The organism is Novosphingobium sp. TH158 (genome assembly GCF_002855555.1).
Classification (GTDB): Bacteria; Pseudomonadota; Alphaproteobacteria; order Sphingomonadales; family Sphingomonadaceae; genus Novosphingobium.
Map to the genome: position 1 here is coordinate 1944781 of NZ_PKRT01000001.1, position 24159 is coordinate 1968939.

Below are 24159 nucleotides of genomic sequence, written 5' to 3' on the forward strand. Positions count from 1 at the left end.
CCAGCGGGCGCCAAGAGACCACCAAGGCACTGATGTGCCATTGGTTCCCCTCGCCCTTGTTGCGTTGCAACCAAGACCTAGAACAACCGAATTGTAAAGCTAATATACGTGTAACTACCGAGTGCCAGATTGGGGCGATACCCGGTCAATTCCTTCCCGCGGCAAAGCGGGCAATCTCGGTCAGCTCCTGGGCGAGAAGCAGTTCGGCAGACTGGCTGTTCGCCAGCAGCGCGCGGTGCAACGCGGTGAGGCGGTCAAGCAGACGCTCCAGCTTCCGCCCCCGCCAGCGCTGCAGCTGCGCCTGGAAATCGCGTTCGTCTTTCCAGAAAATGCGGCGCGCATTCTTCTCCGCCTCGACCAGCGCCCTCACATCGCCCCGCGGCCCCAGCTTGCTGGCCAGCTGCGCCAGTTGCGCAGCACGGCGCTCGAACTGGATGAGCAGACCGACCGGGCTGAGACCCAGTTCGCGCATCCGGCGGATTTCCGAGGCCAGCTTGTTGGTTTCGCCTGACAGCACGGCATTGACGATGGGCATCATGCCATCATCCCCGGTAGAGGCTCCGATCGCATCGAGAGCGGCCAGGTCCGCCGTGCGGGGCCGTTCGATGCTGGCATCGAGAAAGAGCGCAAGCTTGTTCACCTCGCTTTGCGCCAGCCGCGTATCCAGCCCGGATGCGCGGGCAATCCGTTCGGCCACCGCCCCATCGATCTTCAGTCCGGCGGCATTGCACATTTCGCGCACCGCCGCGGCAACGGACCGCAAGTCCGGCGGCCAGAAGATCGCGAACAGCGCGTCCTTGCGATCGGCCAGCAGCTTTGCCGTACGGCTCTTGTCGGTGGCATTGGCGGCAACGATCAGGACTGGGCAGGCTTCGACATCGCTCGACAGCAGGATTTCGACTGCTTCGGCCACCTCATCGCCCTGCGCGCGTACCCAGATATGGCGCTTGTCGCCGAACAGCGAAGTCGATCGCGCCTCGTCCCCCAGGCGGACCGGATCCTTCTTGAGCTCGGCGCCGGTGAGCTCGACCCGCTCGCCGATATCGGGAATTAGGCCCGCGATCCTGAAGGCGGCATCCTGCGCCCCTGCCTCGTCCTGACCGCAGAAGAAGAACACCCGCGCCTGCGCCGCCGCCTTTGGCGCTAGGCTGCCGAAATCGCGATTGGTGGCCTTCACTTGGCCGCAGCCGCGCCCTTGCGCAATTGCAGGGCGATCTGCGTGATCATGCGATCGGCAACGTCTTCGGCAAGGTTTTCGAGCGCCTTGTTCTCCGCCGCGATGGCCGCATATTCGGAGGAAACCACGTCGATACCGGCATCAGAACCGGCCGTGGCATCAAGCAGGATCTCGCCCGAAGCCAAATCGACAAGCTGGTAACGCGCACGCAGCGTGCGGCGCTCGCGGCCGATGGTATCGTCAGACAGCAGGCCGAGGCCTTCGAGCCGGTCGTCCAGCCGCACATCGAGCCGGTAACGCGCCACGCCCGAAGAACCGGCACTGCGCAGCCGGTCATTCAGCGCATTGCGCATCAGCCAGCCGGCACGCCCTTCGATCGCGGGCACGTCGATCCCTGCAAGGCCCTGCGCCACGGCACCCGAACCACCCCCGGCATACATCGGCTGGAGCCCGCAGCCCGAAAGCGCGAGCGCGGCACCGAGTGCAAGGAGCGCACGCCGGATCATGCTACCAGGTTCACCAGCCGGTCGGGCACGACGATCACCTTCTTCACAGCCTTGCCATCAAGCGCACGCTGGACCTTCTCGCTGGCGAGCGCAAGCGCCTCGACCTCTTCCTTCGGCAGGCCCTTGGCAACCGTGATCGTATCGCGCAGCTTGCCAAGCACCTGCACGGCAATGGTCACCTCGTCCTCGACGAGCAGCGCCGGATCGACCGACGGCCAGGCCGCATCGGCAACCAGCCCTTCGCCACCGATCCCCGCCCATGCCTCTTCGGCAAGGTGCGGCATCATCGGCGCGCACAGCAGCAGCAGGCTGCGAATGGCGGCACTCCGGCTGGCAGAGGGGGCGGCCTTCTCGATTACCCCGGTCAGCTCGTAAATGCGGGCGACCGCCTTGTTGAAGCCCAGCGAGGCGATGTCCTGACCGATGGCATGGACGGTCTGGTGGGTCTTGCGATCAACCGCCTTGTCCTCGCCCGTGGCGGACGCATCGTACTGGCCGAACAGGCGCCACAGGCGCTGGACGAAGCGCGCGCAGCCTTCGATTCCGGCTTCCGACCACGGCAGGTCGCGCTCGGGCGGGCTGTCGGACAGCATGAACCAGCGCACCGCATCGGCGCCGTACTGGGCAATGATGTCGTCGGGGTCGACCACGTTCTTCTTCGACTTCGACATCTTGATGACACGGCCGATTTCCACCGGCTGGCCATCGGCCCTGAGCACTGCCGAATCTCCGCCCCGGTCGATTTCGGCAGGGCTGAAATAGACCGGCTGGCCGTTCGCAGGATCGACGCGCGAATAGGTCTCGTGCGTGACCATGCCCTGGGTAAACAGGCTGGCAAAGGGTTCCTTGACGTCGATCAGCCCGATGTGGGCCAGCACGCGGGTCCAGAAGCGGGCATAGAGCAGGTGGAGGATCGCGTGTTCGATCCCGCCGATGTACTGTTCGACCGGCAGCCACTTCCTGATGGCCTCGGCATCGAACGGCTTGTCCGCCGGCTGACTGGCGAAACGCAGGAAGTACCACGATGAATCGACGAAGGTGTCGAGCGTATCGGTCTCGCGCTGGGCCGGCTTGCCGCACTGCGGGCAATCGACGTGCTTCCAGGTCGGGTGGCGCAGCAGCGGATTGCCGGGGGTCTTGAAATCGACATCCTCCGGCAGGGTAACGGGCAGGTCCTTCTTGGGAACCGGCACCACGCCGCAGACTTCGCAGTGGATGAAGGGGATCGGCGTACCCCAGTAGCGCTGGCGCGAAACGCCCCAGTCGCGCAGGCGCCACACCGTCTTGCCCTGGCCCCAACCGCCCGCTTCGGCGCGCCTGATCACTTCGGCCTTGGCAGCGTTGACCGTCATGCCATCGAGGAAACCGGAGTTGACGAGCACGCCATCGCCCGCCTCTGCCTCACCGGCGAAGGGCTTGTCCGCTTCCTCCGCATTCGCGGCAACCACGCGCAGGATCGGCAGTTCGTACTTGGTGGCGAATTCGAAGTCGCGCTGGTCGTGGCCCGGCACGGCCATGACCGCGCCGGTGCCGTAGTCCATCAGCACGAAATTGGCGATGTAGACCGGCAGGTGCTTGCCCGTGAACGGATGCTTCGCGCCGATGCCGGTATCGAAGCCCAGTTTCTCGGCCGTCTCGAGTTCGGCCGCGGTGGTGCCGCCCTGCTTGCACAGGTCGATGAACCTGGCCGCCTCGCAATTGTTCATCGCCACGCCCTGCGCGATCGGGTGATCGGCCGCGACGGCAACGAAGCTGGCGCCGAAAATCGTGTCGGGGCGGGTGGTATAGACCTCAAGGCTCTCGCCATTCGACAGCTCGAAGGCGAACTGCAGGCCCTGGCTCTTGCCGATCCAGTTGGCCTGCATGGTGCGGACCTTCTCGGGCCAGTTCTCCAGCCCGTCGAGCCCTTCGAGCAGGTCATCGGCGAACTGGGTGATCTTGAGGAACCACTGGTTGAGCTTGCGCTTCTCGACCAGGGCGCCCGAGCGCCAGCCGCGCCCGTCGATCACCTGTTCGTTGGCCAGCACGGTCATGTCGACCGGGTCCCAGTTGACCGCCGATTCCTTGCGATAGACGAGGCCCGCCGCATAGAGATCAAGGAACAGCGCCTGTTCGTGGCCGTAGTATTCCGGCTCGCAGGTCGCCAGCTCGCGGCTCCAGTCAAGCGCGAAACCAAGGCGCTTGAGCTGGGCCTTCATGTTGGCGATGTTGTCACGCGTCCAGCCGCCGGGATGGACGCCCTTTTCCATCGCCGCGTTTTCCGCCGGCATGCCGAAGGCGTCCCAACCCATCGGGTGCAGCACTTCATGGCCCTGCATCTTCTTGGCGCGGGCGATCACGTCGCCCATCGTGTAGTTGCGCACGTGGCCGATGTGTATGCGGCCCGAAGGATAGGGGAACATCTCCAGCACGTAGGAGCGCGGTTTCGCGCTGCCATCGTCGGCGCGGAAGGTCTGCCGCTCGTCCCATATGCGTTGCCAGCGCCCGTCGGCGACGGACGGATCGAACCGCTCACTCATTCATCGTGCCCCTTGTCGGGTCAGTTCTTGACCGCAGACTGGCGCAGGTCGCGCGCCTTGGTGAGGATGATGTCCTCAAGCTTCTGGACCGTCGCCGCCTGGACCGGCGCATCGACCCACGCACCGCCCTGCGAAACCTGGCGGCTGGCCGCAACGCGCAGCGCATCGGCGCGCAGGTCCTGGTCGAGGATGGTGACGGTAACCTTCACGCGCTCACCCGGGTTCTTCGGGTTGGCATACCAGTCGGTAACGATGACACCGCCGTTGCTGTCGGTCTGCACCAGCGGCATGAACGACAGCGCATCCAGGCTGGCGCGCCACAGGTAGGAATTGACGCCGATCGTGGTGACGCGGGCAGCGGCGAGATCGGCCTTGGGCCGTTCCTTCTTGCCGCATGCCGCCACCGACAACCCCAGCATCAGCACAATGCCAGCCTTGGCCAGAACGGACTTGGTCTTGCGGCTTGAGATAGTGCCAGTCATCGTCGATCGGTTCCTGTCAAAATGGGTGCAGCCCGAGGCCGGGCATTTCGCGCGTTTCGCCTCTATAACCGCGAGGTGGCGCGCGGCAAGCGTTGATACGCGGGCCTGCCACCTAGGGCGCAGGCCCCTTTAACCCCGAGTGAACAGCGCGATGGCGCCGATTGCCCGCCGGCCGCATCTGCGAATCCACTTGGAATTTGCAGCAAACGGGAGCACATTTGCCGGAGTCTGGGCGAGTCCCCGTCAGGGCTGGTTCAGGTAACCGGGGGCAAGGTTGCAACGCCATGATCAGGGCCAGGGACATCGATGCACGCGTATCCGGGGTTTCCCCGGCGGTGCTGATCGCCTGCGCCGTCGGCATGCTGGCCCTGCCCAGCGCGGTTCTGGCCTTTTCCAGTTCCTATGATCCCCGCCCGGTCAGCCTGAACGAACGTGCCGCCATGGGCACGATCACCCCGGCTTCGGTCGATCCCGCTCTTGCTCGCCAGATCAGCGTGAAGAGCCTGCCCAACGGCCAGATGTTCCGCTTTACTCCCGCCGGGATTGCCGGGCGGCCCGATCGCTCGATCACCGTTGCGGTGCGCGTCGATGCAACCACCGCCCGCGCCGTCAACGTCCGCGGCGGCCTGGGTGATACATCCGGCGCCATGTCGCCGCTGGGCATCGCGCCCACCGCCTATAACCTGGGCGTGGCGCGCGGCTTCCAGGGCTTCACCCTGCCCAAGGACGCGCGGCGGGGCGAGGACCAGGCGCTTAACAGCTTCAGCCTGAGCGCAGGCGCGCGCAATGCACCTTCGCGCTTTGCCCCGCGCATCGCGCTCGACAACCGCGAGAATGCCGGGCGCGCGCCCCGCACGTTTGAAGGCAATGGCGAGGCGACGGTGGATCTGGGTGGCTCCTATCGCCTGGGCAAGAACCTCAACGTCACGGCCGGCGTGCGCTATTCGCAGGAACGCGACCGCCTAATGCCGTTGACCGATGGCCGGCAGGACAGCCAGGCCGTCTATGTCGGAACCCAGTTCCGCTTCTGACCTCGCCTCCCTCCGGGAAATCCTCGCAAAATCGCCATCTTGCCGCTTTTGGCGGCTTGTCGCGCGCGCGCGCTCAGCCTAGCATCGGGGGCGAGGAGAGGACCTCGGCAGAAGGACACGGCGACTATGGGTAGAGTGGCAATCGTTACCGGCGGAACGCGCGGCATTGGCGAGGCGATCAGCCTTGCGCTCAAGGAAATGGGCTTCACCGTCGCGGCCAATTACGCCGGGAACGAGGCGAAGGCGGCGCAGTTCACCGCAGAGACCGGCATCCCTGCCTACAAGTGGGACGTGGGTGACCATGAAGCCTGCATCGAAGGCTGCGCGCGCGTCGCGGCAGACCTTGGCCCGATCGACGTCGTCGTCAACAATGCCGGCGTCACCCGCGACGGCGTGCTCCACAAGATGAGCTTCGACGACTGGAACGATGTGATGCGCATCAACCTCGGCGGCTGCTTCAACATGGCCAAGGCCACCTTCCCCGGCATGCGCGAACGTGGCTGGGGGCGCATCGTGAACATCGGCTCGATCAACGGGCAGGCCGGCCAGTATGGCCAGGTGAACTATGCCGCGGCCAAAAGCGGCATTCACGGCTTCACCAAGGCGCTGGCGCAGGAAGGCGCCAAGTATGGCGTCACCGTCAACGCCATTGCCCCCGGCTACATCGATACCGACATGGTCGCCGCCGTGCCCGCGCCGGTGCTGGAAAAGATCGTCGCCAAGATCCCCGTTGGCCGCCTGGGCCAGGCCAGCGAGATTGCCCGCGGCGTTGCCTTCCTCTGCTCGGAAAATGCCGGGTTCATTACCGGCTCGACCATGAGCATCAACGGCGGCCAGCACATGTATTGAGGGTGACCAGCCCCTATCACCCTCCGGTCAAGCGTTCGGTGGAGATCGCCGGACACAAGACCTCGATCAGTCTCGAGCCGCTGTTCTGGGACCTGCTCAGGCAGGCCGCCGAAGCTGAGGGCGTTCCGGTGAACGCCCTCGTCGCGCGGATCGATGTCGAGCGGATGGCCGCCGATGAGCCTCCGGGGCTCGCTGGCGCCGTCCGGCTCTGGCTGGTCTCAAACCTGTCCCAGCAATAGGCCCGCCAGGGCGCACGCGCCCAGCACTTCCGGCACGGAACGGCGCAGGCGGAACAGCAGCCAAGCGGCGAAGGCCGCCACCAGTCCGGCGCGCCAGTCGAACCGAAGCAGGTCCCCGTCCTGGAAGACGACATGCATCGCGAACCATGCGGCAAGGTTGGCGATCACCCCCACGACCGCAGCGGTAATCGCAGCCAGCGCAGCCTGCAGCGCGGCAATGCGTTCCAGCGCTGCCATCCACGGGGCAAAAGCGAAGATCCACAGGAAACAGGGAGCGAAGGTGACCCAGGTTGTCACCAGCGCACCCAGCAGTCCGGCGATCAGCGGGTTCAGCACGCCGGGATCGCGCAAGGCCGCCAGGAAGCCGACATGCTGGGTAACCAGGATCAGCGGCCCGGGCGTCGTTTCGGCCAGGCCAAGCCCGTCCGCCATTTCGCCCGCAGTGAGCCAGCCGAACTGTTCGACAGATGCCTGCGCCATCCACGCCAGCACGGCATAGGCGCCGCCAAAGGTTGCCACGGCCAGCTTGGAAAAGAACGCGCCCACCTGCCACAGCACGTGATCGGTGCCGAGCGTCATCGCAATCAGCACCATCGGCAGGGCCCAGATTGCCAGCCAGAGGAGAACCGTCGCCGCGGTTCCGGCGATCAGGCTGCGCGCGGGCGGACTTGGCTCCGAACCGTCGACGGCATGGGCACCCAGCAATTCGGGGCGAATCACGCCGACCAGGGCGCCTGCGAGGCCAGCCGCGAGGATCACCAGCGGGAATGGCACCGACAGCGCCGCCAGCGCGAGGAAGCTGGCAATGGCAAGGCCGGTCTTGAACTGCGTGCCGAGCGCCCGCCCGGCAATCCGCGCCACTGCCTGCGCGACGATCGCCAGAACGGCCGCCTTGATCCCGAGGAACAGCGGATCGAACCAGCTGGCACCCGAAAGTGCCACATAGAAGATCGACAGCAGCAGCATGACCAACGCGCCGGGCAGGATGAACAGCAGGCCTGCGGCCAGCCCGCCCTTCAGGCCATGCAGGCGCCAGCCGATCCAGGTCGCAAGCTGCTGCGCTTCGGGCCCGGGCAGGAGGTGGCAAAGGTTCAGCGCGCGCAGGTATGCGCCCTCGTCCACCCAGCCCCGCTCTTCCACCACCTCGCGGTGCATGAGGGCAATCTGGCCAGCCGGGCCGCCGAACGAGAGACAGCCAATGCGCGCGAATGTCCGCACGAGTTCCGGGAAGGAGGGCGAAATATCAGGTTGAGTCACGACAGTCCCCAATGCCTTTCGATCCGCAAGGTGCGGATATCAAAAAGGCAACGCTTGGGCACAACAGGCCTGATCGGGAGGTTGCTTTGCCCCGCTTGGCCAGCGCTAGGGCATCTTGCCGGACCGTTCAATACCGCCGGTCAATCCTTGCGGGCAGTGATCACCAGCGCGGACATGCAGACCGGCCCGGCCTGAATCAACGCGCGCAGTTCCGCCTCGGCCCGCTCACGCAGCGCCGCGCGCCGGTCTGCCGGCTGGGCGGCAATTTCGGCGGCAAGCGGACTGCCCTCGCACATGCCCTGGACCAGCCCGGCAAGGCTGACCGGATCCTGCACGAAGTCCACGCGTTCGATGGACACCTTGTGGAACCCCGCCGCATTGAGATCGCCGTGAAGCCGATGCGGATCGTGACAGGCAAAGGGCACCCGGGCGAGGAAATCGGCCTTGCCTTCGCCCATCACCTCTTGCGCCGCCCGATGCACGGCCTGGCTGGCGGGATTATCTTCAAGCCGGTTCCACACCGAAAACAGGTATGCCCCGCCCGGACGCAACACGCGCAGGGCCTCGGCATGGCCGGCGCGCCGGTCAGGATAGAACATCACCCCGAACTGGCAGGCGACGACATCGAAGCTGGAATCTGCGAATGGCAGCGCCTGGGCATCGGCGGCGACCAGCTCCACCCCTTCGCGCTCGATCCAGTCTTCGGCAATGGTCAGCATGGCCTGGTTGAGATCGCTTGCCACCAGCCGCACCGCCGCCGGCAGTTGCCGCGCCAACTGCCGGGTCAGGGCGCCCGAACCGGCGGCGACTTCCAGCACGGCCAGCGGCGCAAACCGCTCGACGCGGGCGACCATGTCGCGGGCATAGGGTTCGAACAGCGCCGGGACGAGGCAACGTTCGTAGGTTTCGGGGATGGAGCCGACGAATGCGGCATCGCTGGCCATGGAGCGCCTCCGTTTTGCCCGCCGCAGGCAACAACCTGTTCAGGCCCCGGCAGTTCCCGGAAAGAGCGGCTTCAGGTGATCTTGCCGCTGCCGGGCGGGTCACTGGCGGGGAAGCTTTCGTCGACCGCTTCATCGACCGGGTCCCATTCCGGCAAGTCACTGGCCATCGCCTCGGGCCCCGCGTTGCGCACGGGGGCAAAGCCCGGCGTTGCCTCGCCGGTGGCGAAGGCCGCCGGTTCGGCTTCGCGCTTGCGCGCAGAGCCGGCGAACCGGTAGATTAGATAGCCCGCGGTCGCAGCCGCAGCCAGCTTCAGCAGCATCATGGCAGTGTCTCCTGATCGAACCATCGATCAGGCAACGCGCCAGCGCCGATAAAGTTCGCCGGGACCCGCGCCTTTTTCGTCAGTCGCCGCCGATACGCTCGATATTGGCGCCGAGCAGGGCGAGCTTTTCCTCAAGCCGCTCATAACCGCGATCGAGGTGGTAGAGCCGGTGGACCTGCGTCTCGCCCTCTGCGGCAAGGCCGGCGATGACCAGGCTCATCGAGGCGCGCAGGTCCGTTGCCATCACTTCCGCGCCGTGCAGCCGGGGCACGCCATGGACGACGGCAGTGCGGCCCTTGGTCTCGATATGCGCGCCCATGCGATTGAGTTCGGGAACGTGCATGTAGCGGTTCTCGAAAATCGTCTCGGTGAGCACCGAGGAGCCATCGGCCATGCACAGCATGGCCATGAACTGCGCCTGCATGTCGGTAGCGAACCCGGGATAGGGCGCGGTCGAGATAGTGATCGGACGCAGGCGGCCCTCGGCAGCAACATGAATGCCGTCCGCCACCTTTTCAACCGAGACACCGGCATCGCGCAGGGCCTGAACGGTGGCGTCCATTTCTTCGATCACGGCGTGCTTCAGCGTCACTTCACCGCCGGTGATAGCTGCGGCGCAGGCATAGGAGCCCGCTTCGATCCGGTCCGACATCACGCGATAGGTGGCGCCATGGAGCCGTGGCACCCCGTGGATGGTCAGATCGCTGGTGCCGATGCCCTCGATCTGCGCGCCCATGGCGACGAGCAGCTTGCACAGGTCGACTATTTCCGGCTCGCGCGCGGCATTGTGCAGGGTCGACTTGCCGTTGCACAGCACCGCCGCCATCAGCGCGTTCTCCGTCGCACCGACCGAAACGACCGGGAAGGAATAGCGCCCGCCCGGCAGGCCGCCATCGGGCGCGATCGCGCGAACGTAGCCGGCGGCCAGCTCGATCTGCGCACCCAGCGCTTCCAGCGCCTTCAGGTGCAGGTCGATCGGCCGGTTGCCGATGGCGCAACCGCCCGGAAGCGAAACAGTCGCCTCGCCCATGCGCGCCAGCATCGGCCCCAGCACGAGGATCGAGGCGCGCATCTTGCGCACCAGTTCATAGGGTGCGACCGACGAGGTGATGCGCGTTGCCTCCAGGGTCATCACCCGGCCGAAGTCCTCGGGCCGCGAACCGGCAATCGTTGTGGAAATGCCGAACTGGTTCATCAGGTGCTGGAAGCCGTCGATATCCGCCAGCCGCGGCAGGTTGCGCAGGGTCAGCGGCTCATCGGTGAGCAGTGCGCAGGGCAGCAGGGTGAGAGCCGAGTTCTTCGCGCCCGAGATGGGAACCGTGCCGGAAAGGCGCTTGCCGCCCTCGATGATGATCTTGTCCATAAATCGCGGTTTAGCGGGAATTGTCCCGGCGGCAAGCCGGGTCGCCGCCAAGGTGGTTGACGACCTGCCAAGCACCTGCAATTCCTTGGTCCATGTCGCGCCAAAAGCCTATTCGCAAAGCCGTTTTTCCCGTTGCTGGTCTCGGCACGCGCTTCCTTCCGGCTACCAAGGCAATCCCCAAGGAGATGCTTCCGGTGATCGACCGGCCGCTGATCCAGTACGCAGTGGACGAAGCGCGCGAGGCGGGGATCGAACAACTGATCTTCGTCACGGGGCGCGGCAAGACGGCGATTGTCGAACATTTCGACATGGCCTTCGAGCTCGAGACGACGATGAAGGAGCGCGACAAGGCGCTGAAGGTTCTGGAGCCGACGCGGATCCAGCCGGGCAACCTGGTTGCCGTGCGCCAGCAGGTGCCCCTAGGACTGGGCCATGCCGTATGGTGCGCCCGCGCGATCGTCGGCGATGAACCCTTTGCGATCTTCCTGCCCGACGAACTGATGATTGGCGAGCCCGGCTGCATGAAGCAGATGGTCGAGGCCTATGAACAGGTTGGCGGCAACATCATCTCGGTCCTCGAAGTGCCCGAGGACGAGGTTTCCAGCTATGGCGTGATCGCCCCCGGCAAGCGGGAAGGCGCGCTGACCGAGGTCAAGGGCCTGGTCGAGAAGCCGAAGCGCGCTGAAGCGCCGTCCAACCTCATCATCTCGGGCCGCTACATCCTCCAGCCAGAGGTCATGCGCGTCCTTGAAAGCCAGGAGAAGGGTGCCGGCGGAGAAATCCAGCTGACCGACGCCATGGCCCAGATGATCGGCCAGCAGCCGTTCCACGCCGTGACCTTTGCCGGTCGCCGCTTCGACTGCGGATCCAAGACCGGCTTCATCGAGGCCACGCTGGCGCTGGCCCTTGAGCGCCCCGACTTGGCGGATGACGTCCGCGCCATCGCCCGCCGGCTTCTCGCCGAATAGGCAAAAGAAAAGGGCGGTTCGCACCGCCCTTTTCCTGGCACCTCTCCCCAGGTACCTTTTTCGCAGCCGCGCTTTGGCGCGGTCCACCGAACCTTAGTCTTCCGCGCCGCCCATTGCCGGGGCTGCGTTGGCAGCGGCAAGCTGCGCGGGCTTGAAGTCACCACCCTGCATGTAGGGGATCGGGTTCACGGCGGAACCGGCGATGCGGACTTCATAGTGGAGGTGCGGGCCGGTCGAACGGCCGGTCGAACCGACGTAACCGATGATTTCGCCCTTCTTGACCTTCTGGCCGCTGTACACGTTCAGGCGCGACATGTGGCCATAGCGGGTCTGGATTTCGCCGCCATGTTCAAGGCTGACATAGAGGCCGTAGCTGGAGAACCATTCGGCCTTGCTGACGATGCCGTCGGCCGAAGCGTAGATCGGCGTGCCGGTGGGCGCGGCAAGATCGACACCCTTGTGAGCGCGGCGACCGCCGAGGACCGGGTGCTCGCGCATGCCAAAGCTGGAGCGCAGCAGGCCAACTTCGACCGGCATCAGCGAGGGGATCGAAACGGAGCCGGGGATGGCAACCGGTGCGCTGGTGATGCCGGTCAGGCCCGGAACCACGCCATTGCGCTTGGGCTGGGTGGAAGCGGCGAGGGCGCGGCTGCCGTCGAGCTTCTGCCAGGAATTGAACAGCGAACGGAATTCATCGTCGCCCGAACCGGTGCCGGCCTGAGCCTTGGCGGCCTGGGCGGCGCGCAGCGGCGCAATGATGTCAGCGTTGGCGCTGGCGTTCGCGAATGCGGGGGATGCGGCAACGAACGAGAGCGCAGCGGCAGCAAAACCAGCGATCGAACGAAGCTTGAGAACCGAAGTGAAGATCACGAAAAACCCTTTTGAACCGTCCAACTCGATCAAGCGTCGAACCAGGCGTGCAACCCGCCAGTTCTTTATTCTTGGAGATGGTCGGACCCCCCGCCGTCTCGGTGGAGGCTGGCTACGGGGCCTCGGCAGGCAAGGCAACAGCTGCGTACATTTCCCGCGACAGACCGCACGCGAGGCGCGCCGAGTCGTTGAACGGTGGCTTAATGGAGCCACGAAAGTGGCGATTTACCTGCATTTTCCACCAGTCAGCCATCACTTCGCCGCGAGCCGAAGCGAGGGCGGCGAAATGCTTTGCGCCGATTCGAACGTGGACGATTTCATCGTCAAGGATTCGTTCGAGAATGCGCACACCAGTCGAATCTCCAGCTGCGCGGACACGCTCGATCGTCGCCGGGGTAACGTCGAGCCCGCGGGCTTCGAGTACCATTGGCACCACGGCCAGCCGCGCTGCGACATCGTGCCGGGTGGCGTGGGCAGCTTCCCACAAGCCGTCGTGCGCAGGCAGATCGCCATAGCTTGCCCCCATCGACTGGAGGTGGCGCTCGATGATCGCGAAATGCATCGCCTCGTCGCCTGCGACCTTGAGGAAATCGGACACGAAGGGCTCACCCATCTCCCGTCCGAAGCGGCCAGCCATGTCGAGCGCCAGGTCGATGGCGACGAATTCGATGTGCGCCAAGGCGTGCCACAGGGCGATCCGCGCCCGTTCGGATCCGCCCCGCCCGCGCTTGGGCATCCGGGCTGGAGGCAGCAGCTCCGGCCTGCCGGGGCGCGCCGGGCGATCGGGCATGGGGCAGTCGAAGGCAAATTGCAGCCGTCCCAGCCGCCAGTCACGCGCCACCTGGCGCGCCGCCATGACCTTGGCGCGCGGCTCGCCCGCTTCGAGCGCGTCGCGGATAGCGGCAGCAACCGAGGTCAAAGGGCTTTCGCCGCCTCCAGCACTTCGGCGGCGTGGCCCTTGACCTTCACCTTGTCCCAGACGCGGGCGATCTTCCCGTCTGCATCGAGCAGGTAGGTGGTGCGCACCATGCCCATGTAGGTGCGACCGTAGTTCACCTTCTCTGTCCACACACCCAGGGCATCGGAAAGGCCGCCTTCGGCTGCGTCGGTAGCGAGTGGGGCCTTCAGGTCGTACTTGGCGATGAACTTCGCGTGGCGGGCCGGCGGATCCTTGCTGACGCCAAGCAGGGCAACGCCCGCCGCGGCAAAATCGTCGGCGAGCGCAGAGAAATCCTGGTTCTCCACGGTACAGCCGGGGGTGTCATCCTTGGGATAGAAGAACACCACCGCCTTCTTGCCCTTCAAATCGGACGTGCGGATCGTGCCGCCATCCGGGGTGGTCATGGCAATATCGGGCATCGCGTCGCCCACGCCGGGTTTTCCGCTCATGTCTCGTCAAGCTCCAGTTGTTCGCCGAAGGCCTGCGCCCAGGCCTGCGCGACGACGCGCCGGGCCCCTGCGAATCCTTCCATCAGGCAATCCCAATCGTCGCATTGGCAGGCGCTGGCAAGAGCCGCGCAGGGCCCCGGCGGGGGCATCTGCGAATCGGGCGCGAGCAGGCGCGCAGCGACGAGCAGGCGGGTCAGGGCATCGTGCGCCGCAGCCAGTCCGGCCGGAACCAGCCCGGCGGCGGCCAGCGCCTCTATCGCTTGGGGCAGCGATGGTGTCAGGCCGACATGGTCGCGCAGTTGCAGGTAGTGGACGATGAATTCGACATCGACCAACCCGCCCCGCGCCAGCTTGGCATCGAGCGGGCCCTTGGCCGGTTTGTGCCGCGCCATTTCCGCGCGCATGGCCAGCACATCCTGCCGCAGTTTTTCGGGATCGCGCGGCCTTTCCAGAACCGCGCGCACGATCCGCCCCAGTTCCGCCTGCCCCGCCGCCGGGCCGAAGATGGTACGCGCACGCGTCAACGCCATGTGTTCCCAGGTCCACGCCTCCTCCCGCTGGTAGCGCTCGAAGCTGTCTAGGCTCACGGCAAGCGGGCCCTGGGTTCCGGAAGGGCGAAGGCGCGTATCGACCTCGTAAAGCGCGCCTTCCGCCGTGGGGACCGACAGCGCCGCGCCGATACGCTGGGCGAGCCGGTTGAAATAGAGCGTCGCGCCCAGCGGCCGGTCACCATCCGATTCCTCGTCATGCCCGCCGGTGAAGCAATAGACGAGATCGAGGTCGGAAGCGTGGGTAAGCGCCCCGCCGCCTAGCCGCCCCAGTCCGAGGATGACGAGATCGCTGCCCTCGATCCGGCCGTGCACCGCCTCGAACTCGGCAATTGTCGCGCCGGCCAGCACGGCAAGCGCGGCTTCGGCCACGCGGGCATAGGCACCGGCCACGGCAACCGGATCGGTCATCGCATCGACCAGCTGGACGCCCAGGGCAAAGCGCTTTTCGCCCACCTTGCGCCGCACCCGGTCAAGCAGGCGCTGGTAATCGTCATCGGCCTCGCCCTCGCCGAATTCCTCGACCAGCGCGCCGACTTCTCCGGGCAGCGCAAAGGCGGTGGCATCGATCAGCGGGTCCAGCAGGTCTGCGCGCAGGGCAAGCGCATCGGCCAAGGGCTGCGTCAGGCCTAGGACCTTGGCAAGCAGCTCCAGCAAGGCCGGGCGCGCCTCCAGCAGATGGAACAGGTTGATCGCGCTGGGCAGGCGGGTGAGCAGTTCCTCCCAGCGCAGGAAGGCGCGGCGGGGATCGGGTGATCGGGCCAGTGCAGCAAGCAAGGATGGCTGGATCGCGTCGAAGGCAGCGCGGGCCGCCTCGCTGCGCAGGCTGCGGATCTTGCCACTGCGCCAGGCTTCCACCCGCCCGGCCAGATCAGCCGCTTCATCGAAGCCCAGCCGCTCAAGCTCTGCCGCCAGCCGGTCTCCACCGATAGCCGGCGCGACGTGGGGATGCGGCCCGGCATCGGCATGGGCGGCGACAAGCAGGTCATAGCGCTGGCCGACCGCCTCGGTGATCGCCGCCAGTTCCCCGACCAGTGCCGCCCCGTCCGGCAGGCCATCGAGCCGGGCGACCCGGTCGATGGCGGCAGGGTCTGCCGGCAGTGAATGGGTCTGCTGGTCCGCCACCATCTGCAGGCGGTGTTCAACCGTGCGAAGCCGGTCATAGCTTTCGCCAAGCAGGCGGGCATCGTCGGCGGCGATGATCCCTGCCTCGGCCAGCGCATCGAGCGAAGCCCGGGTGCCGCGAAGGCGCAGCGCAGGGTTGCGCCCGCCATGGATCAGCTGGTGCGTCTGGGCGTAGAATTCGATCTCGCGGATGCCGCCACGGCCCTTCTTGAGGTCATAGCCCGGACCCACGCCGTTGGCCCCCTTGTGGTTCGCGCGGATGCGGCCCGTCAGCCGCCCGATCTCGGCAATGGCCCCGAAGTCGAGGCTTTTGCGCCAGACGAAAGGACGGATGGCGGCAAGGAACTGCTGCCCGGCATCGATATCGCCCGAACAGGCACGGGCGCGGATGAAGGCGGCGCGTTCCCAGGCAAGGGCCGAGCTTTCGTAGTGGATCAGCGCTGCTTCGATGGGGATGGCAAGCGGACTGACTTCCGAGGCCGGCCGCAGCCGCAGGTCCACCCGGAAGACGTATCCGCCACCGTCGATATGGCTCATCGTCCGCACCACGTCGCGCGCCACGCGCTGCGCGGCTTCGCCCGGCTCGTCGCGTTCGCGGCGGGGCAGCTTTTCGGGATCGTAGAGCAGGATCGGGTCGATGTCGGAGGAATAGTTCAGTTCCTGCGCGCCATGCTTGCCCAGGGCAAGCGCGAGCATCCCCGCCGGTTCGGCATCGGGCAGGCGCGCGACGATGGCGGCGGCGATGGCCGTACCGAGCGAGCGGTCGGCAAAATCGGAAAGCTCGCCCACGACCTTGCCCAGCGGGAAAGCGCCAGCCAGGTCGCCGATGGCAAGCGCGAGTGCCAGGGCCCGCTTTTCATGGCGCAAGGCCACGCCGACATCCCCGCCCGCGCTCCCGTGGCTTCGGGCCAGCGCGATCGCCTCTTCTCCCCGCCCTTCGGCAAGCAAGGCGGCAATATCCGCCTCGCGCTCGATAAGCCCTGAAAGATAAGGCGAATAAGCCTGCGCCCGCTCCAGCGCGCCCTGCCAGTCTGCTTCCCGTTCCATTGCGCTGCGTTGCCCTTTCGTCGGCGCTCAATCAAGCCGGTGCGGGCGAAGTCCGCCTTGCGACTGGTCAATCTTGCGCAGTGCAATCGCTTTTGCCATCACCGCGCCATGATGCGGCCAAGTCAGGCCGTTGCAGTATCGGCTTGAAAGGTCGCCCATGAAATCCTCGTTCCGTATCGCCGGCATTGCCGTGCTTGCCCTTGCCACTGCCACCGCCGCCCCGGCCGCGCCCAAGAAGGCGGCAGCCAAGGCCCCCGCCATCGATGCCACGCTGATGCGCCAGATGGTGCAGCGCCTCGCTTCCGATGAATTCGAAGGCCGCGCGCCTTCGACCAGGACCGAGCCGAAGGTGCTCAACTACATCATTTCCCAGTTCAAGGCCGCCGGGCTGAAGCCGGGCAACAAGGGATCGTGGCTGCAGGCCGTGCCGACGGTGGAGGTCACCGCCTCCAACGCATCGGCGCTGACCGTGACGGGGGCCGGCGCGCCGCTTTCGTTCCGGTTCGGCGATGACTATGTCGCCGGTTCCTATCGCGCCGTGCCGAAAACCGACATCAAGGACGCTGAGCTGGTCTTCGTCGGCTATGGCATCAACGCGCCCGAGCTTGGCTGGAACGACTATGCCGGGCTCGACATGAAGGGCAAGATCGCAGTCATCCTGATCAACGATCCGGACTATGCGATGGAAACGCAGGGCGGCCTCTTCAAGGGCCGCCGCATGACCTATTACGGCCGCTGGACCTACAAGTTCGAGGAAGCCGCAAGGCAGGGCGCGGCAGGCGCGCTCATCATCCATGACACGTTCCCCGCCGCCTATGGCTGGAACGTCGTCAATTCGAGCTGGACCGGTGCGCAGTACTACGTGCAGAGCGCCAACAACGGCATGGACCAGACCGAAGCCAACGGCTGGATCCAGAAGCCGGTGGCCGAAAAGATCTTCTCCACCGCCGGCAAGGATCTTGCCGCCCTGACCGCATCGGCAAAGGAAAAGGGCTTCAAGGCCGTGCCGCTGGGCCTGAAGGCCGGCTTCTCGTTCGACAATGCGATCCGCAAGTCCAATTCGCACAACGTGATCGGCGTGCTTCCGGGCAAGCAGGCACCCAACGAATATGTGCTCTACACCGGCCACTGGGACCATCTGGGCCGCTGTACTGCCGATGCCCGCGGGGACGACATCTGCAACGGCGCGGTAGACAATGCCACCGGCATCGCCGCGCTTGCCGCCATTGCCAAGGCCAGCGCCAAGGCAGGCCCGGCGCGCCGCAGCCAGGTATTCCTCGCCGTGACGCTGGAGGAATCGGGACTGCTGGGTTCGAAGTACTACGCCGAACATCCCGTTTTCCCGCTCAGCCAGACGGTCGGCGGCGTCAATATGGACGCGCTTTCGCCCACCGGCCGCTCGCGCAACTATTCCATCACCGGCGGCGACAAGAGCGAACTGACCGGGATCTTCCGCAATGTCCTCAAGGCGCGCGGCCTGATCGAAACCCCCGAGGAAGATGCCGAGAAGGGCTATTACTATCGCTCGGACCACTTCCCCTTCGCCAAGCAGGGCGTGCCCATGTTCTATGTCGAGCGCGGCACCGATCTGGTGAACGGCGGCACTGCAGCCGGGCGCGCGGCGGAAGACGATTACCGGATCAAGCGCTATCATCAGCCGAGCGACGAGTATTCGCCCAAGTGGGACTTTGCCGGCATCCTGCAGGATGCGGAAATCAACATGGCGCTGGGGCGCGAACTTGCCATGTCGAAGGCATGGCCGAACTGGCACTCGAATGACGAGTTCCGCCTGATCCGCGACAAGAGCCGAAACGGGAAGTAAGGCAGATGACGCTATCGACGCTGCGGATGCCGCCGGAGTGGCATCCGCAGGACTGGATCTGGATCGGCTTCCCGCACGATCCGGTGGAATGGCCCGGCTTCCTGGAAGCCGCGCAGGAGCAGATCGCCGCTTTCGCCAATGCCGTGGCGGAGAGCGGTCAGGAGGTGCGCCTCATTGTTCGCAACGAGGCCAATGCCGCCCGGGCAAAGGCCCTGTGCAGTGCCTCGGTCACGATCGAGACCCGCGTCTATGGCGATGTCTGGCTGCGCGATACCGGGCCGCTCGTCGTCTCGGACGGCAAGGGCGGCCGGGTTGCCCGGCGCTTCGGCTTCAACGGCTGGGGCGGCAAGTACCTGATGGAAGGCGATCAGACCATCGGCGCCGAACTGGCCGCCAGCGCCGGGCTTGAAACCACCTTTGCCGACTGGGTGCTGGAAGGTGGCGCGCTCGATTGCGATGGCACGGGGCTTGTCGTCACAACCGAACAATGCCTGCTCAACCCGAACCGCAACCCCCACCTGTCGCGTGCGGAAATCGCAGCGCGACTTGCCGGTGACCTGGGCTTCGATCGCGTGCTCTGGCTGGGTGACGGGCTGCTCAACGACCATACCGACGGCCACGTCGATAACCTCGCAAGGTTTGTTGCGCCGGGCGTGCTCGCCCTGCCCCGGGCGACCGGCAGTGACGATCCCAATGCGGCGATCTACGCCGATGCGCGGGCGCGCGCGGAAGCCTTCGGCGTGAGCGTGCGCGAAGTGCCCTCGCCCGGCCGCGTGGAGACTGACGGGCGGGTCGAACCGGCAAGCTACATGAACTTCGCCATCACCTCGAAGCTGGTTGCCGTGCCGATCTACGGGACGCCGCACGATGCCGATGGAGTCGCCGCCGTGGCGGAACTGTTCCCCGGCCGCGAGGTGGTGGGCATCATGGCCGATGCCGTGCTGGCCGGCGGCGGGTCGTTCCACTGCGCCAGCCAGCAGATGCCGGCTGCGGATTAACGAAGCGGTAACCGGACGGGGCGCATGAACGGTCCATGGCCCGAGTCATCGCCCTGTCCACTTCGCTGCCGCAACGCCTTGCCGGGCATGATCTGCTGCGCGCTGCAATGGTATCCGGCTGCGCGCTGGCACTGATCCTCGCCGGTCGCGCCCTGCCCTTCTGACCGTTCCGCCTAAAGCTTGATCACTGCGCCCAGGGCCGCTGCGCCCAGCACGCAGCCTGCGATCACGCGCCAAGCGCCCGTATCGATCCGGCCGAAGGCACGGCTGCCCAGCCAGTTGCCGATCACGACGACGGGGTAGAGCGCCATCACCAGCCACAACTCGCGAAGGTTCGCCTTGCCCAGCAGGATGGCCAGGACCACGCCGGCCCCCTGGGTTACGATGAAGATCGACATCATCGAGGCCCGGGCAACGGCAGGCGGAATGTCGCGCCTCAGGTAGTAAGGCACCACTGGCGGTCCCGGCATTCCGGCGAAACCGGTCAGCAGGCCAGATGCAATGCCGGTGGCAACGGTTTCCCCCTTGCCCGGCCGGTGATGCGGTTTTCCCGGCAGCAGCACAGCGACAAAAGCACCGATGGCGATGAGGGCGATCAGCAGGCGGGCAAGGTCCGGACCCGCAGCAGCCAGCGCAAACAGTCCCGCAGGGATCGCCAGCAGGGCCACGCCGCCGATGATCCAGGCCGAAGGCTCGGTATCAGCAACCTGCTGGCGCAGGCCCATGAAGCTGACGAGGAATCCCAGGCCATTGCCGACAACCACTGCCTCGGCCGGGGCGATTGCCAGCCCCAGCACCGGCACCAGCAGGATGGCCAGGCCAAAGCCCGCCAGCCCGCGCACGAAGCCGGCAACCAGCGTCGCCGCAAGGCCGAGCGCGATGGCTCCCCAGGTTATGCCGGCGATCAGGCGCGCAGGTCCGGCGGGGTCGCCTCAAGCTTCAGCATGGCGATCGCCTCGGCCAGCGGCATGACCTTCTGGTGCTCTGCGCCAAGGATACGGACGGCGACCGTGCCTTCCTCCGCCTCGCGCTTGCCCACCACCAGCAGGTGCGGAACCTTCTGCAGCGAATGTTCGCGCACCTTGTAGTTGATCTTCTCGTTGCGCAGGTCGGTCTCGACGCGGATTCCCGCGGCGGCAAGCTGCGCGGCGACCTCTTCGGCATAGCCATCGGCATCCGAAACGATCGTCGCCACCACCGCCTGCACCGGCGCGAGCCACGCCGGCAGACGACCGGCAAAGTGTTCGATGAGAATGCCGATGAAACGCTCGTAAGACCCGAAGATCGCCCGGTGCAGCATGACCGGGCGATGCTTTTCCCCGTCCTCGCCGATGTAGCTGGCATCGAGCCGCTCGGGCAGGACGCGGTCGGACTGGATCGTGCCGACCTGCCAGGTGCGGCCGATCGCGTCGGTCAGGTGCCATTCCAGCTTGGGCGCGTAGAAGGCGCCTTCGCCCGGCAATTCTTCCCAGCCGTATTCCTCGGTCGCCAGCCCGGCGCGCACCACGGCATCGCGCAGCTCGCCTTCGGCCTGGTCCCACTGCTCGTCGCTGCCGAACCGCATGTCCGGGCGCAGCGCCAGCTTGATCGAATAGGTGAAGCCGAAGTCCTTGTAGATCCGGTCAGCCAGCTTGCAGAAGTCCTGCACCTCGCTGACGATCTGGTCCTCGCGGCAGAAGATGTGGGCGTCGTCCTGGGTGAACTGGCGCACGCGCATGAGCCCGTGCAGCGCGCCGTGCGGCTCGTTGCGGTGGCAGCAGCCGTTCTCGTAAATGCGCAGCGGCAGATCGCGGTAGGACTTGATGCCCTGCCGGAAGATCAGGACATGCGCCGGGCAGTTCATCGGCTTCATCGCCATCCACTGCGCGTCGTTCGAGATCACCGGGCCTTCATCTTCGGTGTTCGGCACTTCATCGGGCACGACGAACATGTTTGCCCGGTACTTGCCCCAGTGGCCGGACTGCTCCCACTGGCGCGCGTCCATGATCTGCGGCGTCTTGACCTCGCGATAGCCCGCATTGTCGATGGCGCGGCGCATGTAGGCCTCAAGCTCGCGCCAGATGCGGAAGCCCTTGGGGTGCCAGAACACCGAACCGTGGGCTTCGGCCTGAAGGTGGAAAAGGTCCATTTCGCCGCCCAGCCGGCGGTGGTCGCGCTTGGCGGCTTCTTCCAGCCGGGTGAGGTGGGCATCGAGCTGCTTCTTGTTGAGCCAGCCGGTGCCGTAGATTCGGGTCAGCTGCGCGTTCTTCTGGTCACCGCGCCAATAGGCCCCGGCCACGCGCATCAGCTTGAACGCCTGCGGATCGAGCTTGCCGGTAGAGGGCAGGTGCGGACCGCGGCACATGTCGAGCCAGTCGCTGCCCGACCAGTAGACCGTCAGCTCCTCGCCCTCGGGAAGCTCTGCCGCCCATTCGGCCTTGAAGCTTTCCCCCTCGGCGCTCCACTTGTCGATCAGGGCCTGCCGGGTCCACACCTCGCGACGCAGCGGCTTGTCGGCGCGAATGATCTCGCGCATCTTTTCCTCGATCGCCGGCAGGTCATCCATGCCGAAGGGCTCGCGACTGGCAGGCGCCATCACGTCATAATAGAAACCGTCATCGGTTGCCGGTCCGAACGTGATCTGGGTTCCCGGCCACAGCGCCTGCACGGCCTCCGCCAGCACGTGGGCAAAATCGTGCCGGGCAAGCTCCAGCGCCTCTGCCTCGTCCCGGCTGGTGACCAGCGCGAGCGCGGCATCGCCGCTGAACGGCCGGGTCAGGTCCACCAGTTCACCATCCACGCGCGCCGCAATTGCGGCCTTTGCAAGGCCGGGGCCAATGGCGGCGGCGACGTCATAAGGGGTCGACCCTTGCGGCATCTGGCGCGAGGAACCGTCGGGCAGGGTGATCGTGATCGTTTCAGACATGGGCAAGCCCTTAGCCGGGAGCGCGTCCCGCCTCAACCGCGCTTTCCGCAAGCCGCATCTTGCACCCGCAGGATCACCGACCGGGCCTTGCACCAAGATTGGGCGTGACTGCCTCGATGCGGCGGGGCATTGACGCAGCATGACCGATACCAGTTTTCACACCCTGCCCGACGGCCGGCGCATCGCTTGCCGCTTCCATGCCGGAAAGGGGCCTGCACTCGTCTTCCTGCCCGGCTACATGTCCGACATGGCGGGCGGCAAGGCGCAGGCTGTGTTCGATCGTGCCGTCACGCAGGGGCGCGCCTGCCTGCTGCTCGACTATTCGGGGTGCGGCGAGAGCGGGGGCCTGTTCGCCGACGGCACACTCAGCCGGTGGAAGGAAGAAGTGCTGGCGCTGGTTTCCGCCCATTGTCCGGGCCAGGTGATTCTTGTCGGCTCATCGATGGGCGGCTGGCTGATGCTGCTTGCAGGTCTGGAACTTGGCGACCGGCTGGCTGGCCTCGTCGGCATTGCCGCCGCGCCGGACTTTACCGACTGGGGCTACGAACCCGGCCAGAAGGCGGAGCTGGCGGCAGGCCGGCCAATCTACGAGGACAATCCCTACGGCCCCGAGCCCACGCCCACCCATCCGGCATTCTGGGCTGACGGACAGGCAAACCGGCTGCTCGGCTCACAGATTGCGCTCGATTGCCCGGTGCGCCTCCTGCAGGGCCAGCAGGATCCCGACGTTCCGTGGCAGACGGCCCTGCGCCTTGCCGAAGCATTGCGTTCAGCCGACGTGCAGGTGCACCTGATCAAGGACGGTGACCACCGCCTCTCGCGCGAACAGGACATCGCCCTGCTGCTGCGCACGATCGAAAGCCTGGCGGGCTGAACCCGGGATTGCCATGACCCTCATCGCCTCCATCCTGCTGATCGCCCAGTTCGGTCCGTTCACCGGCCCCAATGCCCAGCCGGGCCCGCGCATTCCGCCGCCCGCCGTGGAGGGTCGCGACGTAAAGAAGCCAGCGCCTGCGCCCGCCGCAGCGCCGCCCGCACGCAAGCCCGCGGTGGAAACCTGCTTCCTGCTCGCGCAGAGCGATCCCGCCGAGGCTCTTGTGGCCGCCAACGATGCACTGGCCGGAAAGAGCGGCAAGGATCTTGCCGACGCGCAGCTGTGCAAGGCTTTCGCGCTTGCCGGGCTGGAGCGGTGGGGCGAGGCGGAAGCCGGCTTCCTTGCCGCGCGCGACCAGCTGGAGGAAAACGACCATGCCGCCCGCGCCGAGCTTGATGCTGGCGCCGGGATCGCCGCCGAAGGCCAGCTCGAATTCGCCCGCGCAGTCGAACATTTCGCCCGCGCCTTCGATCACGCGGTAAAGTCGGCAGACATGCCGCTGGTCGGACGCGTTGCGCGTGACAGGGCCAATTCGCTGTTCAAGCTCGGTCGCAAGGCAGAAGCGCTGGCCTCGCTGAACGAAGCACGCAACCGCCTTCCCGCCGACCCCGTGACCTGGACCATCTCGGCACGCGCCGCTCGCATCGAAAAGCGTCTGGATGAAGCGCAGGCCTTTATCCAGACCGCCGCCCGGCTCGATCCGCGCGATCCCGCGATCGGCTTGGAAGCCGGCGTGATCGCCATGCTTTCCGGCCGCGAGCAGGCGGCGCGGCGGTCTTGGCAATCGGTAGTCGCCACCGCGCCCGACTCGCCCGAAGCGAGGCAGGCGAAGGCCTATCTCGACCAGATCGGGCCAGCCGCCGACACCGCGGCGCGGCCCGCCGCAAAGCCCGCCGCCCAGCCAGCCGGAACGCCTTGACCGG

24 protein-coding genes are annotated in these 24159 nt (G+C 66.2%); 9 read left to right on the top strand and 15 right to left on the bottom strand.

The window, feature by feature from the left end; genetic code table 11:
* Nucleotides 1–145 precede the first annotated feature (145 nt).
* From holA to C0V78_RS09635, 4 genes are read right to left on the bottom strand one after another with little or no spacing between them, the layout of a single operon-like run.
* Nucleotides 146–1177: a DNA polymerase III subunit delta gene (gene holA, locus C0V78_RS09620; RefSeq protein WP_101797512.1), complete on the bottom strand. Its 1032-nt coding sequence runs from the start codon at nucleotides 1175–1177 to the stop codon at nucleotides 146–148.
* The gene (gene lptE, locus C0V78_RS09625; RefSeq protein ID WP_101797513.1) at nucleotides 1174–1683 is read right to left on the bottom strand and encodes an LPS assembly lipoprotein LptE; all 510 of its coding nucleotides are present in this window, start codon (nucleotides 1681–1683) and stop codon (nucleotides 1174–1176) included. Before lptE ends, holA begins: the two co-directional genes overlap by 4 nt.
* The gene (leuS, locus tag C0V78_RS09630; protein WP_101797514.1) at nucleotides 1680–4202 is read right to left on the bottom strand and encodes a leucine--tRNA ligase; all 2523 of its coding nucleotides are present in this window, start codon (nucleotides 4200–4202) and stop codon (nucleotides 1680–1682) included. The genes lptE and leuS overlap by 4 nt, the downstream gene beginning before the upstream one ends.
* Before the next feature lie 20 nt (nucleotides 4203–4222).
* Entirely contained in the window at nucleotides 4223–4621 is a 399-nt protein-coding gene (locus C0V78_RS09635) for a DUF3576 domain-containing protein (RefSeq protein ID WP_254049940.1), read from the bottom strand.
* Between the two features lie 347 nt (nucleotides 4622–4968).
* Here C0V78_RS09635 and C0V78_RS09640 point away from each other — a divergent pair, with 347 nt between their 5' ends.
* The 3 genes from C0V78_RS09640 to C0V78_RS09650 all read left to right on the top strand — a co-directional run bounded on the left by C0V78_RS09640 (nucleotide 4969) and on the right by C0V78_RS09650 (nucleotide 6803).
* A complete protein-coding gene (locus tag C0V78_RS09640; RefSeq protein ID WP_254049878.1) occupies nucleotides 4969–5715 on the top strand; it encodes a hypothetical protein in 747 nt (248 codons plus the stop codon).
* A gap of 126 nt (nucleotides 5716–5841) precedes the next feature.
* Nucleotides 5842–6564, top strand: a complete 723-nt coding sequence (phbB, locus tag C0V78_RS09645) for an acetoacetyl-CoA reductase (protein ID WP_101797516.1) — start codon at nucleotides 5842–5844, stop codon at nucleotides 6562–6564.
* Between the two features lie 2 nt (nucleotides 6565–6566).
* Nucleotides 6567–6803, top strand: coding sequence for a ribbon-helix-helix domain-containing protein (locus C0V78_RS09650; RefSeq protein WP_101797517.1), 237 nt, complete (start codon nucleotides 6567–6569; stop codon nucleotides 6801–6803).
* Here C0V78_RS09650 and chrA read toward each other — a convergent pair.
* The 4 genes from chrA to murA form a co-directional block, all read right to left on the bottom strand.
* Complete coding sequence (gene chrA, locus C0V78_RS09655; RefSeq protein ID WP_101797518.1) at nucleotides 6783–8060, bottom strand: chromate efflux transporter; 1278 nt, start codon at nucleotides 8058–8060, stop codon at nucleotides 6783–6785. The genes C0V78_RS09650 and chrA overlap by 21 nt on opposite strands.
* A gap of 140 nt (nucleotides 8061–8200) precedes the next feature.
* Nucleotides 8201–9004, bottom strand: coding sequence for a class I SAM-dependent methyltransferase (locus tag C0V78_RS09660; RefSeq protein ID WP_101797519.1), 804 nt, complete (start codon nucleotides 9002–9004; stop codon nucleotides 8201–8203).
* 71 nt (nucleotides 9005–9075) lie between these two features.
* Nucleotides 9076–9327 (bottom strand): hypothetical protein, encoded by a 252-nt coding sequence (locus C0V78_RS09665; protein WP_101797520.1) that lies wholly within the window; start codon nucleotides 9325–9327, stop codon nucleotides 9076–9078.
* A gap of 79 nt (nucleotides 9328–9406) precedes the next feature.
* Nucleotides 9407–10690: a UDP-N-acetylglucosamine 1-carboxyvinyltransferase gene (gene murA / locus C0V78_RS09670; RefSeq protein ID WP_101797521.1), complete on the bottom strand. Its 1284-nt coding sequence runs from the start codon at nucleotides 10688–10690 to the stop codon at nucleotides 9407–9409.
* Between the two features lie 92 nt (nucleotides 10691–10782).
* On the opposite strand from murA, the gene galU reads away from it, so the two are divergent.
* The gene (galU, locus tag C0V78_RS09675; RefSeq protein ID WP_101797522.1) at nucleotides 10783–11658 is read left to right on the top strand and encodes a UTP--glucose-1-phosphate uridylyltransferase GalU; all 876 of its coding nucleotides are present in this window, start codon (nucleotides 10783–10785) and stop codon (nucleotides 11656–11658) included.
* 93 nt (nucleotides 11659–11751) lie between these two features.
* Here galU and C0V78_RS09680 read toward each other — a convergent pair whose 3' ends face one another.
* The 5 genes from C0V78_RS09680 to C0V78_RS15235 form a co-directional block, all read right to left on the bottom strand.
* Nucleotides 11752–12528, bottom strand: coding sequence for a M23 family metallopeptidase (locus C0V78_RS09680; RefSeq protein WP_173843372.1), 777 nt, complete (start codon nucleotides 12526–12528; stop codon nucleotides 11752–11754).
* Between the two features lie 112 nt (nucleotides 12529–12640).
* Nucleotides 12641–13447 carry a ferritin-like domain-containing protein gene (locus tag C0V78_RS09685; protein WP_101797523.1) on the bottom strand — a complete coding sequence of 269 codons (807 nt, stop codon included), beginning with the start codon at nucleotides 13445–13447 and terminating at the stop codon, nucleotides 12641–12643.
* Nucleotides 13444–13917 (bottom strand): peroxiredoxin, encoded by a 474-nt coding sequence (locus tag C0V78_RS09690; protein ID WP_101797524.1) that lies wholly within the window; start codon nucleotides 13915–13917, stop codon nucleotides 13444–13446. The genes C0V78_RS09685 and C0V78_RS09690 overlap by 4 nt, the downstream gene beginning before the upstream one ends.
* Nucleotides 13914–16637, bottom strand: a complete 2724-nt coding sequence (locus C0V78_RS09695) for a bifunctional [glutamine synthetase] adenylyltransferase/[glutamine synthetase]-adenylyl-L-tyrosine phosphorylase (RefSeq protein WP_101797525.1) — start codon at nucleotides 16635–16637, stop codon at nucleotides 13914–13916. Before C0V78_RS09695 ends, C0V78_RS09690 begins: the two co-directional genes overlap by 4 nt.
* Nucleotides 16638–16664: 27 nt before the next feature.
* Entirely contained in the window at nucleotides 16665–16796 is a 132-nt protein-coding gene (locus tag C0V78_RS15235; protein ID WP_256385668.1) for a hypothetical protein, read from the bottom strand.
* Here C0V78_RS15235 and C0V78_RS09700 point away from each other — a divergent pair.
* From C0V78_RS09700 to C0V78_RS15240, 3 genes are read left to right on the top strand one after another with little or no spacing between them, the layout of a single operon-like run.
* Nucleotides 16795–18459: a M28 family metallopeptidase gene (locus C0V78_RS09700; protein ID WP_101797526.1), complete on the top strand. Its 1665-nt coding sequence runs from the start codon at nucleotides 16795–16797 to the stop codon at nucleotides 18457–18459. The two genes, C0V78_RS15235 and C0V78_RS09700, sit on opposite strands and share 2 nt — an antisense overlap.
* 5 nt (nucleotides 18460–18464) lie before the next feature.
* Complete coding sequence (locus C0V78_RS09705) at nucleotides 18465–19457, top strand: agmatine deiminase family protein (RefSeq protein ID WP_101797527.1); 993 nt, start codon at nucleotides 18465–18467, stop codon at nucleotides 19455–19457.
* A 35-nt stretch (nucleotides 19458–19492) separates the two neighbouring features.
* Complete coding sequence (locus C0V78_RS15240) at nucleotides 19493–19621, top strand: hypothetical protein (RefSeq protein ID WP_256385669.1); 129 nt, start codon at nucleotides 19493–19495, stop codon at nucleotides 19619–19621.
* A 9-nt stretch (nucleotides 19622–19630) separates the two neighbouring features.
* On the opposite strand, the gene C0V78_RS09710 is transcribed toward C0V78_RS15240, so the two are convergent.
* Both C0V78_RS09710 and thrS read right to left on the bottom strand, forming a co-directional pair.
* Nucleotides 19631–20365, bottom strand: a complete 735-nt coding sequence (locus tag C0V78_RS09710) for a sulfite exporter TauE/SafE family protein (protein ID WP_101797528.1) — start codon at nucleotides 20363–20365, stop codon at nucleotides 19631–19633.
* The gene (gene thrS / locus C0V78_RS09715; protein ID WP_101797529.1) at nucleotides 20362–22362 is read right to left on the bottom strand and encodes a threonine--tRNA ligase; all 2001 of its coding nucleotides are present in this window, start codon (nucleotides 22360–22362) and stop codon (nucleotides 20362–20364) included. The genes C0V78_RS09710 and thrS overlap by 4 nt, the downstream gene beginning before the upstream one ends.
* Nucleotides 22363–22501: 139 nt before the next feature.
* On the opposite strand from thrS, the gene C0V78_RS09720 reads away from it, so the two are divergent.
* Nucleotides 22502–23236, top strand: a complete 735-nt coding sequence (locus C0V78_RS09720) for an alpha/beta fold hydrolase (RefSeq protein ID WP_101797530.1) — start codon at nucleotides 22502–22504, stop codon at nucleotides 23234–23236.
* A gap of 13 nt (nucleotides 23237–23249) precedes the next feature.
* Entirely contained in the window at nucleotides 23250–24155 is a 906-nt protein-coding gene (locus C0V78_RS09725; protein ID WP_101797531.1) for a tetratricopeptide repeat protein, read from the top strand.
* Nucleotides 24156–24159: the final 4 nt, after the last annotated feature.

Coding starts and splice junctions, on each gene's coding strand:
- leuS (WP_101797514.1), bottom strand. CDS start 4,202: ATGAGTGAGCGGTTCGATCCGTCCGTCGCCGACGGGCGCTGGCAACGC.
- thrS (WP_101797529.1), bottom strand. CDS start 22,362: ATGTCTGAAACGATCACGATCACCCTGCCCGACGGTTCCTCGCGCCAG.
- lptE (WP_101797513.1), bottom strand. CDS start 1,683: ATGATCCGGCGTGCGCTCCTTGCACTCGGTGCCGCGCTCGCGCTTTCG.
- C0V78_RS09725 (WP_101797531.1), top strand. CDS start 23,250: ATGACCCTCATCGCCTCCATCCTGCTGATCGCCCAGTTCGGTCCGTTC.
- C0V78_RS09665 (WP_101797520.1), bottom strand. CDS start 9,327: ATGATGCTGCTGAAGCTGGCTGCGGCTGCGACCGCGGGCTATCTAATC.
- C0V78_RS09705 (WP_101797527.1), top strand. CDS start 18,465: ATGACGCTATCGACGCTGCGGATGCCGCCGGAGTGGCATCCGCAGGAC.
- C0V78_RS09720 (WP_101797530.1), top strand. CDS start 22,502: ATGACCGATACCAGTTTTCACACCCTGCCCGACGGCCGGCGCATCGCT.
- C0V78_RS09695 (WP_101797525.1), bottom strand. CDS start 16,637: ATGGAACGGGAAGCAGACTGGCAGGGCGCGCTGGAGCGGGCGCAGGCT.
- C0V78_RS09690 (WP_101797524.1), bottom strand. CDS start 13,917: ATGAGCGGAAAACCCGGCGTGGGCGACGCGATGCCCGATATTGCCATG.
- C0V78_RS09640 (WP_254049878.1), top strand. CDS start 4,969: ATGATCAGGGCCAGGGACATCGATGCACGCGTATCCGGGGTTTCCCCG.
- phbB (WP_101797516.1), top strand. CDS start 5,842: ATGGGTAGAGTGGCAATCGTTACCGGCGGAACGCGCGGCATTGGCGAG.
- galU (WP_101797522.1), top strand. CDS start 10,783: ATGTCGCGCCAAAAGCCTATTCGCAAAGCCGTTTTTCCCGTTGCTGGT.
- murA (WP_101797521.1), bottom strand. CDS start 10,690: ATGGACAAGATCATCATCGAGGGCGGCAAGCGCCTTTCCGGCACGGTT.
- C0V78_RS09660 (WP_101797519.1), bottom strand. CDS start 9,004: ATGGCCAGCGATGCCGCATTCGTCGGCTCCATCCCCGAAACCTACGAA.
- C0V78_RS09635 (WP_254049940.1), bottom strand. CDS start 4,621: ATGCTGGGGTTGTCGGTGGCGGCATGCGGCAAGAAGGAACGGCCCAAG.
- C0V78_RS09700 (WP_101797526.1), top strand. CDS start 16,795: ATGAAATCCTCGTTCCGTATCGCCGGCATTGCCGTGCTTGCCCTTGCC.
- C0V78_RS15235 (WP_256385668.1), bottom strand. CDS start 16,796: ATGGGCGACCTTTCAAGCCGATACTGCAACGGCCTGACTTGGCCGCAT.
- C0V78_RS15240 (WP_256385669.1), top strand. CDS start 19,493: ATGGCCCGAGTCATCGCCCTGTCCACTTCGCTGCCGCAACGCCTTGCC.